Origin of the sequence: Corynebacterium sp. HMSC074C01 (assembly GCF_001814605.1) — a bacterium.
Classification (GTDB): domain Bacteria; phylum Actinomycetota; class Actinomycetes; order Mycobacteriales; family Mycobacteriaceae; genus Corynebacterium.
The window spans coordinates 1-18,935 of record NZ_KV817301.1; the positions used below are offsets into that span (position 1 = coordinate 1).

Here is an 18,935-nt window from a genome sequence, read left to right on the forward strand (position 1 = left end):
CGGGGTTGCCTGGCTCATCGGGGTTGCCTGGCTCGTCCGGGTTGTCCGGGTTGTCCGGGTTGCCTGGCTCGCTCGGGCCCTCGCACTTGCACTTGGTGCCAACGCGGATCTTGCGGTCCTGCTTATCCTTCGTCACCGTCTCGGTAGTCTCCGGATCGCCCACAGGCTCACCGTTTACAAGCTTCCAAGTCTTGGAAACTTCCTTCTCACCATTGACACCAGGCTGGTCCTCTTCGACCTTGCCCGCTTCGAGGTTCGGGTCGTACTCAATGATGGTCTCGTACGGAATCTCCTCGGTGTGCTTATCCGTCAGCTCAGTCTGGTTCTCAGCCGGACCAACCTCGATGATGCGCGGGGAAGGCTTGCTGATTTCCTCAGAAGACTCCTCCTTGTTCACCTCGCCGTTATCAACAGTCACCGTGACGGTGTGCTTGATCTCACCAGGCGTGCCTTCTTGGACAACCTTGGTCTCACCCGGCTGCAGGTCCGGGTTCACGCGAATCTCGGTCTCGTACGGGGTCTTCTCAGTCCATTCGACCTTGTCGGAAACAGGGTCAGCCTTGGTGCCCACACGAATGACCGCGTTGCTCGGCTCCTTGGTGCGCTCGGTGGTCACGGTCGGCTCGCCGGAAGGCTTACCGTCCACGATCTTCTGAGTGGAAGTGACGACCTCAGTACCCAGCTCGCCCTGCTTATCGACGACCTGCTCGCCCGCCTTCAGATTCGGATCGAAGACGATTTCAGTCTCGAACGGAACAGACTTCTCCAGCTTGGTCACTACCTCGCTGTCGTCAATCTTCGGACCGTACTCGATGATCTGCTCAACCGGCTGCTTGATTACCTTCTCGGTGGTGTTCACCGTGGAGGTGTTGTCCTTCGCGGTGAAGTCGGCGGTGAATTCCTTCTCGCCGTATTCACCCTTCTGGACAACCTTCATCTCACCCGGCTTCAGCTCCGGGTTCACGCGCACGATCGTGTCGTACGGCAGCGGCGCAACCCAAGTTGCCTTGTTGGTTGCCTCAGCCGACTTGGTGCCGACAGTGACAATCTTCTCAACCGGCTTCTCAATGATCTCTTCAGTAATCTTCGGGTCACCCGGCTTGGAGTTGACGATGTCGCGTTCGATCGTCACCTTCTTCTTGCCCGGCTTGCCTTCCTGAGTGACCTTGGATTCGCCCGGCTTCAGGCTCGGGTCGTAGACGACCTTCACCTCGTACGGAACCTCAGTCTCAATGGACTCAGTGTTCTTGCCTGTGGTCTTGGTACCCACGCGGATGATCTGCTTGGTCGGCTCCTTGGTTCGCTCAGTGCTCACCTCAGGATCACCAGACGGCTTGCCATCCACGATCTTCTGAGTAGAAGTCACAACCTCAGTGCCAAGCTCACCCTGTTGGTCAACCTTCTGCTGCCCTTCTTCAAGAGAATCATCGAAAACGATCTCAGTCTCGAACGGAACCGGCTTCTCAACCTTGGTCACCACAGTGGTGTCCTCAGCGGCCGGACCGTACTCGATGATCTCCTTAACCGGATCCTTGGTCTGCTTCTCCTCCGGGGTCACCGTAGCCTGGTCACCCTTGGCGGTGAAGTCCGCAGTGTAGGTCTTCTCACCCGGAACGCCCTTCTGGACGACCTTGATCTCACCCGGCTTCAACTCCGGATTCGGACGAGTCTCAACCTCGAACGGAACCTGCGAAGTCCACTCAACCTTCGAGGAAGCCTCCGACGGCTTCGTACCGACTTTGATCACCTGATCAACCGGCTCTTCGGTGACCTTCTCCTCAACGGTGGCCTCGCCATCCGGCTGGGAATTAGTGACCTTCTGGGTCACCGTGATGGTCTTCTTGCCCGGCTTACCCTCGGTAACGGTCTCCGACGTACCTGCCGGCAGGTTCGGGTCAAACTCGATCTTGATACCGAACGGAACCTCAGACTCAACCGACTTCTTAACCTCACCGGTGGTCTTGGTACCGACGCGGATCTTGGCGTTCTTCGGTGCCTTCGTCTGCTCGGTGGTCACGGTCGGCTCGCCATCCGGCTTACCGTCCTTGATCTTCTGGGTAGAGGTGACAACCTCGGTACCCAGCTCGCCCTGCTGATCAACGACCTGCTCACCCTCCTTGAGGGAGTCGTCAAAGACAATCTCAGTCTCAAACGGAACAGGCTTCTCAACCTTAGTCACCACAGAGGTGTCCTCAGTCGCCGGACCGTACTCGATGATCTGGTTAACCGGAGCCTTGGTCTGCTTCTCCTCCGGCGTGACCGTTGCCTGATCACCCTTAGCGGTGAAGTCAGCAGTGTAGGTCTTCTCACCAGGCACGCCCTTCTGGACGACCTTGATCTCACCCGGCTTCAACTCCGGATTCGGACGAGTCTCAACCTCAAACGGAACCTGAGCAGTCCAGGTCACCTTCTCAGAAGCCTCAGACGGCTTCGTACCAACCTTGATCACCTGATCAACAGGCTGCTTGGTGATTTCCTCGGTGACCTGCGGATCACCCGGCTTGGAATTGGTGATGTCGCGCTTGACCGTCACCGTCTTCTCACCAGGAACACCCTCCGTCACAACCTCAGACGTGCCGGCAGGCAAGTTCGGATCGAACTCGATCTTCACACCGAACGGAACCTCAGACTTAACAGTCTCAACGTTCTCACCGGTGGTCTTGGTACCGATGCGGATCTTGGCCTTCTTCGGGGCCTTAGTCTGCTCGATGTTGATGCTGGGCTCGCCGTCCGGCTTGCCGTCCTTGATCTTCTGGGTGGAAGTGATGGTCTGCTCACCCGGGACGCCCTCTTCGTCGACAACCTGCTTGCCGGACTCGAGAGTGTCGTCGTAGACGTACTCGATCTCGAACGGAACCTCTTGGGTCTTCTTACTGGTCAGCTCTTGATCAGGGATGCCCGGGCCGACCTCAATGATGCGGGTCTGCGGCTCCTTAGTAACCTTCTCCTCAGCCACTGAAGCCTGGTCGCCCTTGGAAGTGAACTTTGCGGAATACTTCCGCTCGCCGTTCTCGCCTTCCTGAATGACCTTCATCTCGCCAGGCTTGAGCTCCGGGTTCTCGCGAACCTCGGTCGGGTACGGGATCGGGAACGTCCATTCGACGTCCTTCGCGCTCTCGGCAGGCTTGGTGCCGACAACGACGACTTCGTTCTTTGGCTCCTGGGTGCGCTCCCAGGTGCCGTCAAGGTTCATCTCTTCCTTGCCTGGCTTACCCTTGGTCTCAACCTTGTAGGTACCGGCAGGGACGGTGTCGTCGTACTTGTACTCGACCTGGAACGGAACCTCGCGCTTCGGAACGTCGATGACGTTGACCGTTGCGGTGGTGTTGTCCTTCGATCCGTCCTCGTAGGTCACGATGACCGGGACATCGATCTTATCGCCCGGCTTCGCGGTCTCCGGCGCGGTCGAGATGACATTGCCCTTGTCATCCAGACCAACGATCCAGTCGCCGTTAGCCGTCTTCATCTTGTACGTCGGGTTGCCGAACTCGTTGTTCTCACCCGTTGCCTCCAGGCCCTTGCCATTCGGATCAATGGTGAACGGCTTGTCCGCATCAAGGTTGATCTCCGCAGGCTTCTCGACGCCAATCGGCGAGGTCGCCGTACCACCCGGGTAGACCGTCTGCGACGGCACAACCGGCTTAGACTCCCAGGCGTTGGTCAGCTTGACCACGGTGGTAACCGGTGCCTGAGTCGTCAGACCACCCGGGGCGTTAACCGTTACCGTGACGGTGTTCTTGTCACCTGGCTTAGCATCGGCCGGCGGGGTGGAGGAAACTTCACCGGTCTTCGGGTCAATGGTGTATTTCCAGCCATTGACTTCCTGGGTAAGAACCGGCTTGCCATTCTTGTTTCCGAAGGAGAAGGTCGAGCCGTCAGGAGTGTCCTCTACCTGGTGCTTGACTTCCTGCCCCGGAGCGGTGACCTGGACGTTGTAGTTCGCCTTCAAGTCTCCCTTAATGACAACGACAGTGCCGACAACCGTCTGCGGCTTCTGCTTGCCTTCATCGCTGTAGTGAGCCTTGACCGGAACATTCAGGATGTCGCCTTCCTGCGCACCCTTCGGAATCGTGGTCGTAATCTCACCAGTTTTCTCGTCCACGAAGACGGTCCACGTCTTACCATCCTTGCTGGTAAGGGTGGTCTGGTTAGTACCATCCTCGAAGGTGTAGCGCGTCGGGGCCTCATCGGTCGTGTTGCCACTCAAACCGCGTTCCGGGATTTCAGGCGTGAGGCTGACACTCGCATTCGGCTGACCAGTCACTGTGTCGTAGGTCGGGATCTTGATGTCCACGATCGCCTGGAACTGGGTCTCGATCTCATCCGTGGTCTGGTCCGGGTAGGTTGCCTTCACCTTCGGGGTAATGATGCTGCCCGGCGTGACTGTGTCATCTGCCTTCGCGGTAACCTTGCCGGTGTCATCGACGGTGACGGTCCATCCCTCAGGGACAGTGGACTGATCAATCTCGAACTTGGCCGGGTGGACCGGCTTGTGGCCCTTCATGATGGACTTGGTGCCCACCTGGGCGGTAATTTCCTCGTTCAGCTTGCCCTTGGATAGGCCAGGGCGCACGAGGTCTGTGACCTGGGTGTTGTTCGGGTCGACAACCACGAGGAGTTGGAGTACGTCTGTGGAGCCGTTCGAGTACTCGACAGTGATTTTGGGCTGCGCAAAGCTACCCGGCTTCGGGTTCTCAGGAGCAGTGACGGTGACGTTGTAGTCCTCGTCCATCTCAACGGACCAGCCATCGAAGACGTACTTCTCGTCCAGAGTGACCTTAGCCTCGAAGCCGCCGTCACCCTTCTTCTTGACCAGGTCCTTGATCAGGTCCGGGGTCTGGGTGAAGGTGACCTTCTGCGGCTCGGTAGCAATCGGACCGGTAGCACTATCAACGCCCGAGATGATCGACGCATCCGTCTTGTCGTACTTCGGGGAGTGGTACTCGGTGTCGTCCAGGGAGAACGCCTTCGAGTCGATGACGTTCGCCTTACTGTAGCGCGTCAGCGAGTTGGAGCTATCGAATACTTGAGTGTTACCCCACTCATTGTTGTTCTCACCAGCAGCCTGGAGCTGGTCGACGGTACGTGGCTTTGCCAGAACGGAGAAGTTTACGTTCTTATCAGTGGCCAGGTCAGTACCGCGGTACTCAGGCCACGTGAAGAAGATCTCGCCAGTGGCTTCGTCGATACGCAGGTTCTGCGTACCCCCAGATGCCGCCGGGTCCGTGGTGCCGATGAACTTGCCATTGCCGTCGTAGGCCTCTACGACCATGCGGGACATCGAATCATCCGTGCCGCCGTTCGCAACAGCAGGAACGTTGATCTTACCGACCTTGGTTTGCTCACCAGGGACGATAACGTGCTTCTCGAAGCTCTCCCACGACACCGTAATCGGGTTACATTCGATGTTCTCGCTCGGCCACGGGTTCACGATGGCCGTAAAGGATGAGTTGGTTCCCTGGGTGGCCCTTGGCCCTTGAGGATTGTCCTGCTTATAGTTGCCCTGCCAGGCATAACGTACCGGGTTCGTGGCAGTGGCCTCAGCGAACTGCTTGACTTTGGCATCGGTCAGCTTCGCATTGAGATTCAGGGGTCGTTGTGGCCCAGAAGCAGTAATACCGAGAATTTCGTCGGCCTTGTGCGTGACCACCTTGTCAACAAGGGTCTGACCAGCATTCAAAGCGGGAATTTGAGCTGCATCAAGGTATGCGCCCATCCTGCCGTTATTGGTAAAGCCCCAATCGGCGAACGTGCGGTCCTTCGAGTTATCAAAGGAGACGCTCAAGCCCCACCGGGTTTTCGAGGGACTGGTCGCAGACGGCTCAGAGGTATACCAACTGAAACCAGCCTGGCTGCCCTCCGTAGTGCTTTCTGAGACAGTACACGAACCGGCCGGCAGGTCGGAGGCCTTCTGGGCGTCCTTCTCCACCGCGCCGGACTTGTCGCGGATGCCGCCGCTGAGGGTGGCGGCATTAGCCTCCGGAACCACCGTGTTAAAAGAGGTGATGCTGAGGCCGCTCAGCGCGAGTGTAATAGCAGAAAGAGCTGCTACCCCTTTACGGGAAGAGGGCCGACGGGCCGAGCCACTTCGTGGTGCATTCATTCCTTAGGTCCTTTCAAATGCGGTACCCTGCCCACCCCACAGTGCGGAAACCCGAAAGCCGCGGCGGCTTCTCAAGACATTTCCTCACAAATTCGTTTAAGGATTGACAGGAAATAGGCAGGTGAACGCTAAAAATTGTACCCTCCTATACATAAAACCGCAAGAAAAACAGGGTTTTACCTGGAATCTTTAAGAATAAGTACACAAGCGCGTGGGAATTATAGATTTCCTGGAATCGACCACTCTGTGAGATACTGATCGGTTTCCACACGTAGGGAGTGGGGCGGTGCGGCGAGACGTCGCCAAGCAGGGCGTGCCCATCGCCGTTATATGCAGTCCCGTATCGCCACCCCCAGACGCCGAGGACTGCGCCCCCTAGCTTGTCTCTTCTAGGACTCCTCGTGGACCAAATCCGAGCCACCGGAAGAGTTGGAGTCGCCTTCCTCATTGAGGTTCTGCATGAGGTTGGCCTCTATCCAGGCGCGTACGGTCGCCTCAAAGTCCTCGGAGTCTTCTACTTCCTGGACAACTTCATCGAGGTCCTGCGCGGTGAGGAACTTGGTAATGGAGGCAACTTCCAGCTTTTCATCGCGGTTGAATAGCCCGTCTTGGTAGACCACGACGTAATTCTGCGGAAGCTCCGGTTTTGAATTGGGGCAGCCTTCGGCACCGGCAGGCTCCACGACGGAGACCTCCGGGGGCAAAGACGCCATGAGCGCGACGTGGGTGCGCTCCAAAAAGTCCACGTCCTTGGTGCCCTCTTCCTTGACAGCCACGTAGTCCTTGGAAATCGCGCGGGCTTCCTCCGGGTTGTAGACGCTTAAGAATTCACCCGTGCAGCCAACGAAGAAGTTGCCGTTGGTGCTTATACCGCTGACGTGCTCCCCTCCCTGGCGCACCAGCATATGTTTCTGGGATACGGTAGCCGCGCGCCCCTCATCGCGCAAGGTCTGGCGATAGATTTCCGCCAGCACGCGCTGCTTATGGGAAGTCGGATCAATCATGATGGTGATCGGCGCCGAGTTCACTGGGTTCGGCACCGGCTTGGGTTCATACCCGGAGCAGGCGCTAAGCGACGCCCCCGCAACCCCCACCAAGGCCACCCCAACAATGCGGGCGAAGGTGCGGGAACGTCCAATAAGGCGGGGCATCAGAATCAGGCGCATTCTTTCTATTCAACCGGACATGCAGCACACATGTCGCTGTTCTTCAGGGTTCTCAGTCAGCAGCGCTGGGCCGCAGTATCTGGCTGAATCTTACACACCCCGCTGGCCAGACGGCGGTGTGGCTCTCCCCGATAGCAAGTGACTAGACTAATGCGCGTTATGACTAGCGCTATTACTGAATCTTCCGTTCGCGACGCGCTCACCCGCGTCGATGACCCAGAAATCGGACGCCCCATCACGGAGCTGGGCATGGTCAAGTCCGTGGCCGTCAATGGTCCGGACGTCGACATCGAGCTTTATCTCACCATCGCCGGCTGCCCGATGAAGGGCACCATCGAGTCCAATACCCGCGCGGCCGTAGCGGAGCTCGACGGTGTCGGCAACATCAGCATCTCCATGACGCCGATGAGCGACGATCAGCGTAAAGAGCTCAAGCAGAAGCTGCGCGGCGGGCAGGCCGAGCCGGAGATCCCCTTTGCCAAGCCCGAGTCCACCACCCGCGTTTTCGCGGTGGCCTCCGGCAAGGGCGGCGTGGGCAAGTCCTCCGTCACGGTGAACCTAGCCGCAGCCTTGGTCAACAAGGGGCTCAAGGTGGGCATCGTGGACGCCGATATCTACGGCCACTCCGTGCCCAGCCTGCTGGGTTCCACGGCGGGCCCCACAGTGCTTGACGACGAAATGCTGCTTCCCCCCATCTCCCACGGCATCAAGCACATTTCCATTGGCCAGTTCGTGGAGGGCAACGCGCCCGTGGTCTGGCGCGGACCGATGCTCCACCGCGCCCTGCAGCAGTTCCTCGCGGACGTCTTCTGGGGCGACTTGGACGTACTCCTGCTGGACCTGCCGCCGGGTACTGGCGACGTAGCCTTGTCGGTGGCCCAGCTCATCCCGAATGCTGAGCTGCTGATTGTGACCACCCCGCAGGCTGCTGCGGCCGAGGTGGCTGAGCGCGCCGGTTCCATCTCCCAGCAAACGCGCCAGCGTGTGGCCGGCGTGATTGAGAACATGGGTGCGATGGTCATGCCGGATGGCTCCACCATGGATATCTTCGGCTCCGGCGGCGGCACAGTGGTGGCCGAGCGCCTCAGCGTCCTGCTGGGCCACGAGGTTCCTTTGCTGTCGAGCATCCCGCTCGATCCGAGCCTGCGTGCGGCTGGCGATGCCGGAACCCCCATCGTCATCTCTGCGCCCGACTCCCCCGCTACCGCAGCCATCAACAAGGTGGCGGATTCCATTGCGGTGCGCTCCGATTCCCTCGTGGGCAAGAAGCTCGGCTTGGGTGTTACCCGCAAGAGCTAAAAGCCCTTAAGTTACGTCCTCCCAGGAGGAGCTGCCCTCGCCGGTGGGTGCATTCCCGCCGCGCGGGGGCTGCGTCGTTTTAGTAGCCTTCTCCCCCACCGGATTCTCCCCCGCCGGCTGCTGAGCGCCCAGGTCCGGATAGACCTGTGAATAGTCAAAGGTCGGCCGGCCTTGATTTTGTGGCTGTGATGGCTGCACTGGCCCTTGCTGGGGGTGAGCGGGCTGGTTGTTTACTTCTGCATCGTGCTCATACGGGCTGGTGCTCTTCTTGATGTCCTCAGCCATTTTTTTCGGGTTGAAATCGTCCCAGGCGGAATCGTCGCCGTCGAAAAGCGCCTTGGTGATAACCCCGCGCGGCCCCATGCGCGTCCACTCTGCCGCCTGGCTGAGAGGTACGCGGAGATCATCGAACTCCGCGCCGAGACCGCTCATTTCACCGTTGAGTTCCGCCTTCGCGTTGGCAATGGCCTTGCGCGCCGCGTAGATAGCCGCGCGCACGTCCATGATCACGCCGGGCAGGCGCTCGGGGCCGATGATGACGAGGCCGAGGAGCACGATGACAAGGATCTCGACCCAACCAATTGAGGAAAACACGAAACTATCTTAACTACTTCGATGAAGGAGACAGGGTGACGGGCGCGCGGGAGGCTTCGGGGTTTGAGTTATCCCCTTTGGTTGTGCCGGATGGCGCGCACGACCATCTCCACCTTGTCCAGAAAGTCCTGGCGTGGCTGGTGCGCGGGCGCTTCCGCATCCGGCCCGGGGCCGACGCCCTGGTGGGCGATGCCCGCGAGCTTCGCCATGAGTGAATCCGGCGCCTTGACGTGGGATTCCACGCTACATTCGCGCACCCACTCGGCGGCATTGCGCTGGTGGTGAATTTCTGCGCGGCATTCCGGGCAGTGCACGAGGTGGATGCGCACGCGGTGGGCATACTTGGGTGGCATCTCGCCGTCGACGAAAGCCACGACTGCCTCGGGCCCCAAGTGGCCAATGGTGTCCGCCCGCTGAGCGCGGGCCTTGGCTTTATCGCGGACCTTTGCTTGGGCCTCGGTGAAGAACCCGGACAGGCTCAGGGAATGGCAATCATTATGCCCTTCTTCTTTCACCTCAACGTCACCTCAACTCAGTGCGAGTTTTCCCTGCCTAGGCATGCTGCCTAAGTCCGAACGTCTCGCGGTCTCAGATTCAAACGCTGCCCAGTCTAGCGCGTACGCAGCAGGCTGCGGGTGTCCGCGTTGGTCTGGGCTTCCTTTTCCAAGGCCGCGCGCAGCTGGGAGCGGCCGCGGTGAATGCGGGAGCGAACGGTACCCATCTTGACGCCGAGAGTTTCAGCGATTTCGTCGTAGCTCATGCCCACGACATCACAGAGAACCACTGCCACGCGGAAGTCCGGCGCCAGGTTATCCAGTGCGGACTGCAACGCCGGATCGAGGTTGGCCACCGTGTAGGCCTGCTCCGGAGTCATGTCCGTGCCGGGGACGCGCTCATAATCCTCCGGCAGGGCCTCCATGCGGATCTTGGAACGGTGGCGGACCATGTCCAAGAAGAGGTTGGTGGTGATGCGGTGCAGCCAGCCCCCAAAGGTTCCCGCTTGGTACTTATCCAAGGAGCGGAAGACGCGCATGAAGGTCTCCTGCGTGAGGTCTTCGGCATCGTGTTGGTTACCGGAAAGGCGGTAAGCCAAGCGATAGACATCATCGGCGTGCTCGGCCACGAGCTCGCCCCACGAAGGCATCTCGGCCTGGCCGGCATCGAAAGCAGCGGTTCCGGTCAACTTCTCAGTTTCAGCACTGGCATCATGGCTGCCAGTGGCGGAGGAATCGGTGGAACGGTGAGCGGGCTCAAACTCGCGCTGCTGTGTGGTCATGGCGAATATCTTTCTATAGTGCGCGCCGAAACTCCAGCCAGCATACTGTGAGCAGGCTGTGAATTCGTCACTCCTCTTACATGCGCTTCTTGAGTCACAGGCAAAGGCAGTTGCGGGCGATTCTCAGCACGCAGGCGTGGGGATTTCACTATGGTTTTCTTTTGTGACTACTACGGCTTATGACGCAATGCGAACCTACATCGAATCCACCAGCGAGGTCTCCGAGGTTCTCGCCGGCGCCCGCGCCCATGCGGAGGAGTATGGCCTGCCGGCCCCCGATGAGGCGACCGGACAGCTGCTGAGCACGCTCGCGGCTGTCTCTTCCGGCACCACCTCCCGCCCGCAAGCGGTGGCGATTACTCCCGCTGCATCCGTCGTGGGCCTCTACCTGCTTGCCGGCATGCCGGAGAATGGAATTCTCACCTGCATCGATCCGGAGGCCGAGCACCAGGCCAGCGCCAAGCAAACCTTCCGCGAGGCCGGCTACTCCCCCAGCCGCGGCCGCTTCCTGCCGTCCCGGCCGCTCGACATCATGGGCCGCCTGGCCAATGACACCTACCAGGTGATCTACGCCGAGGCCCCCGCGCTCGATATGCCCGCGCTGCTCAAGGCCGCTTGGCCTTTGCTGCACCAACACGGCACCTTGGTGTTGGCCAATGCGCTTCTCGACGGCACCGTGGCCGACCCCTCCCGCACCGACCGCGACACCGCCGCCGCGCGCGAGGCCGACGAATTCGCTCGCTCCCTTGAGGGTGCGGCCGTGACCCGTCTGCCGTATGGGGCGGGCCTGACGCTCATCACGAAGCTGTAGTCCGCCAAGCACCACAAAAGCGGGCGTGGAGTGGAGTTCAATCCACCCGCACGCCCGCCTTCAGCGCTGAGATAACGCGGCTTAAACCTTGACGTTCTTGCCCACGACCACCACGCCGCCTTCGGAAACCTTGAAGCGCTCCTCATCGCGCTCGCGGTCCACACCGATGATGGCGCCGTCGCTGACCACCACGTTCTTGTCCAGAATGGCGTGGCGAACCACCGCACCGCGGCCAATGCGCACGCCCGGCAGGATGACGGAGCCTTCCACCGTCGCGCCATCCGCCACGTGCACATCCGAAGCCAGCACAGAGTTGCGCACCGTACCGCCGGAGACGATGCAGCCCGGAGCCACCATCGAGGACTGCGCAATACCGTTCTGCACAAACTTCGCCGGCGGGAAGTTGGAATCATCCGTGGAGTGGATAGGCCACGAACGGTTGTACAGGTTGAAAATCGGGTGCACAGAAATCATGTCCATGTGCGCCTCATAGAAGGAGTCTATAGTACCGACGTCACGCCAGTAGCCGTGGTCTCGCTCCGTGGAGCCAGGCACCTCATTGGCCATGAAGTCATAGACATGCGCCTGCTCACGCTCCACAAAATAAGGAATGATGTTGCCGCCCATGTCGTGTGCGGAGTCCTCATTCTTTTCGTCTTCCAGCAAAGCGTCGATAAGCGCCTGCGTGGTGAAGACGTAGTTGCCCATGGAGGCATAGGTCATGTTCGGATCATCCGGGGTCGCCGGAGGATTGGCAGGCTTCTCGACGAACTCCGTAATCGTTCCCATCCCATCCGCCTGGATGCAGCCGAAGGCAGAAGCCTCCGAACGCGGGACGCGGATGCCCGCCACCGAGCAGTCCAGGCCAGTCGCGATGTGTTCCTCCACCATCTGCGCTGGGTCCATGCGGTAGACGTGGTCAGCGCCGAAGACGATGACGTAATCCGGCTTCTCGTCATAGATGAGATTCAGCGACTGCAGAATCGCATCGGCCGAACCGTTGTACCAACGCTTACCGCGGCGCTGCTGGGCGGGCACGGAGGCGATGTACTGCGGGGTCGGTCCAGACAGGTTCCACGCTTGGGAGATGTGGCGGTCCAAAGAGTGGGACTTGTACTGGGTCAGCACCGCAATCTTGAGGAATCCGGCGTTGACAAGGTTCGACAGCACAAAGTCGATCAGGCGATAGGAACCACCGAAAGGTACGGCGGGCTTAGCGCGGTCTTCCGTCAGGGGAAAGAGGCGCTTTCCCTCGCCGCCGGCAAGGACAATGGCAAGGACATTTGGAAGGCTTCTCACACCACCCAATTTATAGACGTTTTCTGCATCGCGCAGAGGAAGTGCGTTTGTTTCTACCCCCTATTGTCGGCCTCCCACCTCCCCCGCTGCTTCTCGACGTCCCACCTCGCTGAACGCTCCGTCAAGGTTTAGCGCGAGCTGTGGATAATCCGTATTCTGGCGGGTATGAGAGCCGGAATATTTTCTAAGGAGTATCCGCCAGAGATTTATGGCGGAGCGGGAGTCCACGTTGCAGAGCTCACACGCTTCATGCGTGAGATCATCGATGTCTCTGTGCACTGCATGGGTTCTGAGCGCGATGAGAAGGACGTCTTTGTGCATGGCGTCGATCCTGCGTTGAAGGAGGCCAATGCCGCCGTGCAGACGCTTTCCACTGGTCTGCGCATGGCCAACGCCGCCTCCGATATCGATGTGGCTCACTCCCACACCTGGTACACGGGCCTGGGTGGCCACCTTGCCGGCCGCCTGTACGGCATCCCCCACGTGGTTACCGCGCACTCCCTCGAGCCGCACCGGCCGTGGAAGCGCGAGCAACTCGGCGGTGGCTATGAGATCTCCTCGTGGTCGGAAAAGAATGCCATGGAATACGCCGATGCCGTCATCGCGGTGTCGGCTGGGATGAAAGATTCCATCCTGGATGCCTACCCCCGCATCGACGCAGACAAGGTGCATGTAGTCCTTAACGGCATTGATACTCAGGTCTGGCAGCCGGGTGAATCCGCGGTGCTGGATAAGTTGGGCGTCGACAAGCAGCGTCCCATCGTTGCCTTCGTCGGCCGGATTACCCGGCAGAAGGGTGTGAAGCACCTGCTGAAGGCTGCCCAGAATTTTGATGCAGACATTCAGCTAGTGCTCTGTGCTGGCGCGCCGGATACGCCGGAGATTGCGGCAGAGACCGAGGCCCTCGTGGAGGAGCTGCGCGCTCAGCGTGACGGCGTGTTCTGGGTCAAGGACATGCTCTCGCGCGAGGAGATCAAGCAGGTCTATTCCGGCTCGGATGTTTTCGTGTGCCCCTCTATTTATGAGCCGCTGGGAATCGTCAATCTTGAGGCGATGGCCTGTGGCACCGCGGTTGTGGCTTCCAATGTGGGCGGCATCCCGGAGGTCGTTGTGGACGGCGAAACCGGCGTTTTGGTCAACTATGACGTAAATGACGAAGCCACCTTTGAAGCTGATCTGGCTGCCGCCGTGAACCGTGTCGCCGCCGATAAAGAGCTGGCACAACGCTTCGGTTCCGCTGGCCGCCAGCGCGCCATCGAGGACTTCTCGTGGGCTACCATCGCGCAGCAGACCGTGGACATTTACCGCTCGTTAATGTAGGAAGGACTGCCGTGACGCATAAAGAAACGCACCATCGCCCAGAACTTCACTTCGTTCCCGATAGCGGGATCCTCGACGCCCCCGCAGGAATCGTCCGGGACGGTCATACCTGGCACCTGTTCCACCAGTACCGTCCTGATGCCGGCCAACCTGCGCGCTGGGGCCATTCCACCTCCGAGAAAACGGCCTTCGCGTGGCTCGACTGCGACGACGTCCTCGCCCCCGTCGGCGGCGAGCTATCGCTGCGTGCAGGGTCCGTGGCGGAAGGAAAGGACGCTCTGAACCTGTACTTCACGTCGGTGACGTCGGTGGGTACGAGTGTGCGCTTGGCGCGCTACACCGACTACGCCGATGAATGCATCGTGTCTGATGATCCTTCGGCTCTCGACCCAGACGTTGTCCGCTTCGGGGAAGCCGTAGGCGCCCATACCAACTACGACCGCTTCCGCTCTCCCTCCGTGGTCCCGGACTGGGCCAAGGAAGACCGCGAAGAGGGCCATGATGGTTGGCTCATGCTGGCGCTGACCGGGCATTCCGACGCCCCGGTACCGGTGATCCTGGACAGCCCCAATGGCGAATCCTGGACGCTCCTCGGACCCTTGAGCTTCGAGGGGGACCCTGGCTTTGAGGAGGGCGAGGTTCCGGCCACCTCCCCCATCCCGCCGGTGGTTTCACCGCGTCTGGTACGCCTGCGCGACGAGGTGGATAGGGAGATTTACGACGTTCTCTTCGTGACCTTGGAACGCGAGGGCCGCGATGTCTCCGGCTATATCGTGGGCCGCCTTGATGGCACCGTGTTCACCGTTGCGAAGGGCTTCCAGCGCGTGGACTTTGGCCATGACTTCTCCCGTCCGCGCAACACCAACACCACGACCGGAACGATTCCGCAGGAACGCCGCTACGACCGCGCAGTCATCCTCGGACTGCTCAACGGCAACGGCCGCGGTGACGACGCCACCAAGCACCCCACATGGGAGGCCGAGGGCTGGGCTAATAGCCTGTCCCTGCCGCGCGCGGTGACGCTGCAGGGTGGCGTGCTGTACCAGACCCCGGCGGAGGGACTGCCGGATGCCGTCAAGCTTTCGGATTATGCACAGTCGTGGACGGGCGTGCTCGAAGTACCTACGGGTTCGAGCGTGACCGTCACGCTGAAGGACGGCTCTGGCGATACCGCTGCCGTCATTCGCCATACTGGTGAGGAAATCAGCCTGGACCGCTCCATGTCCAAGGCCTTCGATAACTACTTCAAGGACTCCGCTCCCGCGGTGGCGCCGCTGGCTGAGGGAGATTCGGATACGCTCACCGTCATTCAGGATGGTGCCAGCGTTGAGGTCTTCGTCGACGGCGGTTTGGTGGCTATGAGCTCCCGCGTCTACTTCGACGGTGGTTGCTCCGCCATCGAGGTCAGCACCGATGGCGAAGCTGTCATTGAACAATCGTGGAGCCGCAAGGGCACCAAGCGTTCCTAAGCGCATCAGGCGAAGTTAATGAGGGAGGTCCGGGTGTCCGGGCCTCTTTTTCTGTGCGGCCTCGACCGCTTTCCCTGTGCCCCCACTGTCCTTTGCCCTACCGCTCTTCGCTCGCTCCGCCCGTCGCGCTCACCGAAAGCCCCGCATGGCTGCTGCGCGCAACGCCAGTGAGCGCGAAGGGAGAATGCGGCGAGGATGCAGCTCGATGCTAACAACATGCCGACGCACCAATACGCAAGCGCACCCCAAACGGCATTGAGCTAAAAGAACCGAAGCGGGCTGTGCCAAACTACGCCCTGTCGCCCTGCCCGCCCTTCGCGCTCACCGAAAGCCCCGCATGGCTGCCGCACGCAACGCCGGTGAGCGCGAAGGGAGAATGCGGCGTAAGTCCACCGCGGTGTAAACACCCGCGCCCTTCGCGCTCACCGCGGACTACAAACTTCCACCACGCCCACTCCCGGTGAGCGCGAAGGGTGACGTGGAGGAAGGTCTTTAGAGGGCCGCTTCGAAGGGAGACTTCGAAGGGAGGCTTCGAAGGGTCTTTGAAGGGAAGGCCGAAAAGCGCTAGGCCGAACGCAGTCGATCCAGGCGGGCGTGGGCCGTCACGGTCAACGTCTGCGGCAAGGAGGCCATGCGCTCTGCCAGCTCCTCCGGGCTAATGTGGCGCGCCGAGGGGCTCATACCCACCTGCGCGGCGATGGAAGCCTTATCCAAGACAATGGGGAAAGAAATATCGACCGGATCAGCTGCCTGCTCAAGGAAACCTTCCGCCTGCGCGTAGAGGCGTTCAACCTTCCCTTCTTCCACGCCGAGAATGCCCAGAGGCTCACGCAGCTCGTCTAGGTGGCCCGCCTGCGGGGTCAGCACGATAACCTCCCCGCCCGGCGCAAGGACGCGCTGAAACTCCGCCGGATTACGCGGCGCGAAGACCACCGAGATGGCATGAATTGAATCATCCTTCAGCGGAAGGCGCTCCCACACATCCGCAACCACGGCGCCGACTCGCTCATGTGACTTGGCCAGGTGCTTAGCCGCGTGCGTAGAGATATCCAGGCCCACGCCGCGCGCACCTTCAATCGAGTCCAGCGTATGCGCAAGGTAGTAGCCAGTGCCCGCGCCGACCTCCAAGAGCGAGGGGGCAGTATCCTCATCGAGACCAGCATGCTGAGCTGCGTCCTGATTCTCCAGAGAATCCTGCACCGCACCGGTGACTGCCTCCACGAAGGGCGCAAAGTGCCCCATAGCCAGGTAGGTTTCGCGGGCGGTGACCATCGCGGCATCATCGCCTTGGTGTTTCAGGCCTGCACCAGCTGCCAGAGTGACGTAGCCCTGCTTGGCCACATCATAGGAATGGCCGGTCTCCGACACGAGGCGGGAAAAATCATCCGCGCCCTCAAGGGCGCTGCCATCGGCGGGATCGGCCAGAATATCGACGATATGTGAAAGCATGCTCCTAGACTAGCTAGAAACTGCTACGAGGAGTGAACCCAGCTCCGCTGCTTCTTCTTTGCTGAGCTCAATAACAATGCGCCCACCCCCGTCAGAAGGAATGCGCATGACGATCTTGCGGGACTCCTCTACCGCTTCCATCTCTCCACCAGTGGTACGGGGCTTCATCGCTGCCATATTGCGTCTCCTTCGACTGAGTTTTATACGTCCTTCTAGTCTAGCCCTTTTTCAGCCGATGGCGGCAGGCCCGCTCCCGCAGGCTTGCCCGTAAGCTCAATCACGGGCTCCAGCAACGGCCCAACCAAGCCTATGCCGAAGGTTTCGCTGAAGCCTCAGACGCCACCTTCGCACGACGCTCCACTTCTGCGAGAAGGGCATCCACCTGATCCTGGCGGTAGCCGCGCGCAACCACGTCAAAGCGCAGGTCATCGAAGCGCCCCTCCTCGAATGCCCGCAGATTCTCCGCGTTAGTATTCACAGCCTTGTCGGGCGCTTCCATGACGGTCCCCCGTCCCACGAGGCTTCCCCACGCCCAGGTGCCAATGATCACGAGAGCGATGAGGACAACGATCAGCAGAATCCAGGACAACATGCGCTAAATCTTACCCAGCAGCGGCGGCCGTTGGGGAACGGGTCCAGCCACGCCCGCGCGGGAGAGAATGGTGCGCGAGACCACATCGGCCATGGGGGCTAGCTCCTCCAGCGGGCGGTTGCGGTGGGTACGGGTACCCAGGTCCACCTCGGCGATAGCAAAGGGGCCATAGCGCTTGGCGACGTCTATCAGCAGCCCCGCTTCCACCCCATAACCCGCAACGAAGGGCAAGTCTAAAGCCGCGTCGCGGCGAATCGCATATTCCCCTCCCAAAGGCTGATCGATGTGCGCGAGCTCAGGGAAGAACATGCGCAGCAGCGGCTTGGCGCTCAGCTCCGTGACCCGCCCGCCACCGGTGGGCTGACCGTTCAGGCTGCGTGCATAGCGCGCCTTGACCAGCTGCACGTGCGGATCTACGAAGGGCTCACTGAGTGCGGTGACCATCCCGGGCGCGGCGGATTCTAGGTCCGCGTCGATGAACACGACGACCTCTCCCCGGGCCGCGGCCACCCCGCGCCATAAGGACTCGCCTTTGCCAGGCTGCGGCGGCTCCTCCACCACGTCGCGCCAATTGCACACCCGGGCGCCGGCCGCGGCGGCCCGCGCCGCAGTCCCATCGCTCGAGTCCGCATCGATGACGATGACTTCTAAAGGTTCATCCGCCAGGCAGGCACACACCACGTGGGCGACGGTGCGCTCCTCATTCAGCGCAGGGATGACTACGGAAACGTTGACTGACATGGCTTAGGCAAGCCCCCGGGTCGTCGCCAAGGGCGCCATGTGCCCCTGGATAGCGGCGGTCATACGGATGACGTCGAGAGTCGGGGCCACCTCATGGACACGAAAAGCCGCCACGCCCCGTGCCGCCGACCATGCCGTCGCCGCCAACGTGCCCGCGACGCGCTGGTCGACGGCTCGGTCGAGGGTCTCGCCCACAAAGTCCTTATTCGACAAGGCCATGAGCACCGGCCAGCCCGTTGCCACGATCTCATCGATGCGCCGCAACAACTCCAAGCCGTGAAAAGTGTTCTTGCCGAAGTCGTGCGTAGGGTCGATGAACGTCAGCTCCTCTGGGCAGCCGAGGTCGGCGGCGCGCTCGGCTAGCCGCGTGGTCTCGGTGATGACGTCGGCGACGACGTCGTCGAAATGCACACGATGTGGTCGGGTGCGCGGAGTCACGCCACCGGTGTGCGAACACACGTAGCCCACCTTGTGGTGGCCAGCCACCTCGATGAGCTCGGGGTTCCAGCCGGCCCACGTGTCGTTGACCAGACCGGCACCAGCGGCGATGGCCGCCTCTGCGACCTCGGCGCGCCACGTGTCCACGGAGATCAGCGCGTCAGGGCGGCGGCGGTGCAGCTCCGCAATGGTGGGCACGACGCGCTCGATTTCCTCGGCGGTGTCGACATGCTGACCCGGGCCGGCCTTGACGCCGCCGATGTCGATGATGGAGGCGCCGTCGTCAAGCGCCTGCTCAGCACGCTGGATTGCGGGGTTGAGCTCGAAGGTGGCGCCCTTGTCGTAGAAGGAGTCCGGCGTGCGGTTGACGATTGCCAT

Annotated in this window: 15 protein-coding genes; 4 read left to right on the forward strand and 11 right to left on the reverse strand. The window is 60.9% G+C overall.

The annotated features are described in order from the left end of the window. Both HMPREF2978_RS11510 and HMPREF2978_RS11515 read right to left on the reverse strand, forming a co-directional pair. Positions 1 to 6,103, reverse strand: a 6,103-nt coding sequence (locus HMPREF2978_RS11510; RefSeq protein ID WP_083316543.1) for a G5 domain-containing protein, incomplete at its 3' end; no start/stop codon positions are given. 389 nt (positions 6,104 to 6,492) lie between these two features. After that, positions 6,493 to 7,269, reverse strand: a complete 777-nt coding sequence (locus tag HMPREF2978_RS11515) for a hypothetical protein (protein WP_070528927.1) — start codon at positions 7,267 to 7,269, stop codon at positions 6,493 to 6,495. A gap of 159 nt (positions 7,270 to 7,428) precedes the next feature. On the opposite strand from HMPREF2978_RS11515, the gene HMPREF2978_RS11520 reads away from it, so the two are divergent. After that, complete coding sequence (locus HMPREF2978_RS11520; RefSeq protein WP_210383652.1) at positions 7,429 to 8,568, forward strand: Mrp/NBP35 family ATP-binding protein; 1,140 nt, start codon at positions 7,429 to 7,431, stop codon at positions 8,566 to 8,568. 6 nt (positions 8,569 to 8,574) lie between these two features. On the opposite strand, the gene HMPREF2978_RS11525 is transcribed toward HMPREF2978_RS11520, so the two are convergent. From HMPREF2978_RS11525 to sigE, 3 genes are all read right to left on the reverse strand, one after another. Continuing rightward, positions 8,575 to 9,162 carry a twin-arginine translocase TatA/TatE family subunit gene (locus HMPREF2978_RS11525; protein ID WP_070528931.1) on the reverse strand — a complete coding sequence of 196 codons (588 nt, stop codon included), beginning with the start codon at positions 9,160 to 9,162 and terminating at the stop codon, positions 8,575 to 8,577. A 68-nt stretch (positions 9,163 to 9,230) separates the two neighbouring features. Beyond that, entirely contained in the window at positions 9,231 to 9,677 is a 447-nt protein-coding gene (locus tag HMPREF2978_RS11530) for an anti-sigma factor family protein (RefSeq protein ID WP_070528935.1), read from the reverse strand. 95 nt (positions 9,678 to 9,772) lie between these two features. After that, positions 9,773 to 10,438, reverse strand: a complete 666-nt coding sequence (gene sigE / locus HMPREF2978_RS11535) for an RNA polymerase sigma factor SigE (RefSeq protein WP_070528939.1) — start codon at positions 10,436 to 10,438, stop codon at positions 9,773 to 9,775. Between the two features lie 163 nt (positions 10,439 to 10,601). Here sigE and HMPREF2978_RS11540 point away from each other — a divergent pair, with 163 nt between their 5' ends. Further along, complete coding sequence (locus HMPREF2978_RS11540) at positions 10,602 to 11,249, forward strand: O-methyltransferase (protein ID WP_070745649.1); 648 nt, start codon at positions 10,602 to 10,604, stop codon at positions 11,247 to 11,249. A gap of 81 nt (positions 11,250 to 11,330) precedes the next feature. On the opposite strand, the gene glgC is transcribed toward HMPREF2978_RS11540, so the two are convergent. Further along, positions 11,331 to 12,548 (reverse strand): glucose-1-phosphate adenylyltransferase, encoded by a 1,218-nt coding sequence (gene glgC, locus HMPREF2978_RS11545; protein WP_070745651.1) that lies wholly within the window; start codon positions 12,546 to 12,548, stop codon positions 11,331 to 11,333. 165 nt (positions 12,549 to 12,713) lie between these two features. Here glgC and glgA point away from each other — a divergent pair, with 165 nt between their 5' ends. Both glgA and HMPREF2978_RS11555 read left to right on the forward strand, forming a co-directional pair. Further along, on the forward strand, positions 12,714 to 13,868 hold the full coding sequence (gene glgA, locus HMPREF2978_RS11550) for a glycogen synthase (protein ID WP_070528948.1): 1,155 nt from the start codon (positions 12,714 to 12,716) through the stop codon (positions 13,866 to 13,868). Between the two features lie 11 nt (positions 13,869 to 13,879). Next, a complete protein-coding gene (locus tag HMPREF2978_RS11555) occupies positions 13,880 to 15,337 on the forward strand; it encodes a GH32 C-terminal domain-containing protein (RefSeq protein WP_070745653.1) in 1,458 nt (485 codons plus the stop codon). 564 nt (positions 15,338 to 15,901) lie between these two features. On the opposite strand, the gene HMPREF2978_RS11560 is transcribed toward HMPREF2978_RS11555, so the two are convergent. The 5 genes from HMPREF2978_RS11560 to folP form a co-directional block, all read right to left on the reverse strand. After that, complete coding sequence (locus HMPREF2978_RS11560; RefSeq protein ID WP_070528954.1) at positions 15,902 to 16,786, reverse strand: methyltransferase domain-containing protein; 885 nt, start codon at positions 16,784 to 16,786, stop codon at positions 15,902 to 15,904. 9 nt (positions 16,787 to 16,795) lie between these two features. After that, a complete protein-coding gene (locus HMPREF2978_RS11565; RefSeq protein WP_010187237.1) occupies positions 16,796 to 16,963 on the reverse strand; it encodes a DUF3117 domain-containing protein in 168 nt (55 codons plus the stop codon). A gap of 130 nt (positions 16,964 to 17,093) precedes the next feature. Further along, entirely contained in the window at positions 17,094 to 17,378 is a 285-nt protein-coding gene (locus tag HMPREF2978_RS11570; RefSeq protein ID WP_070745654.1) for a DivIVA domain-containing protein, read from the reverse strand. Between the two features lie 3 nt (positions 17,379 to 17,381). Beyond that, positions 17,382 to 18,119 (reverse strand): glucosyl-3-phosphoglycerate synthase, encoded by a 738-nt coding sequence (locus tag HMPREF2978_RS11575; RefSeq protein ID WP_070528964.1) that lies wholly within the window; start codon positions 18,117 to 18,119, stop codon positions 17,382 to 17,384. A 3-nt stretch (positions 18,120 to 18,122) separates the two neighbouring features. After that, positions 18,123 to 18,935 carry a dihydropteroate synthase gene (gene folP, locus HMPREF2978_RS11580; RefSeq protein WP_210383659.1) on the reverse strand — a complete coding sequence of 271 codons (813 nt, stop codon included), beginning with the start codon at positions 18,933 to 18,935 and terminating at the stop codon, positions 18,123 to 18,125.

Coding starts and splice junctions, on each gene's coding strand:
- HMPREF2978_RS11515 (WP_070528927.1), bottom strand. CDS start 7,269: ATGCGCCTGATTCTGATGCCCCGCCTTATTGGACGTTCCCGCACCTTC.
- HMPREF2978_RS11520 (WP_210383652.1), top strand. CDS start 7,429: ATGACTAGCGCTATTACTGAATCTTCCGTTCGCGACGCGCTCACCCGC.
- sigE (WP_070528939.1), bottom strand. CDS start 10,438: ATGACCACACAGCAGCGCGAGTTTGAGCCCGCTCACCGTTCCACCGAT.
- glgA (WP_070528948.1), top strand. CDS start 12,714: ATGAGAGCCGGAATATTTTCTAAGGAGTATCCGCCAGAGATTTATGGC.
- HMPREF2978_RS11560 (WP_070528954.1), bottom strand. CDS start 16,786: ATGCTTTCACATATCGTCGATATTCTGGCCGATCCCGCCGATGGCAGC.
- HMPREF2978_RS11565 (WP_010187237.1), bottom strand. CDS start 16,963: ATGGCAGCGATGAAGCCCCGTACCACTGGTGGAGAGATGGAAGCGGTA.
- HMPREF2978_RS11570 (WP_070745654.1), bottom strand. CDS start 17,378: ATGTTGTCCTGGATTCTGCTGATCGTTGTCCTCATCGCTCTCGTGATC.
- HMPREF2978_RS11575 (WP_070528964.1), bottom strand. CDS start 18,119: ATGTCAGTCAACGTTTCCGTAGTCATCCCTGCGCTGAATGAGGAGCGC.
- folP (WP_210383659.1), bottom strand. CDS start 18,935: ATGGCAATCGTCAACCGCACGCCGGACTCCTTCTACGACAAGGGCGCC.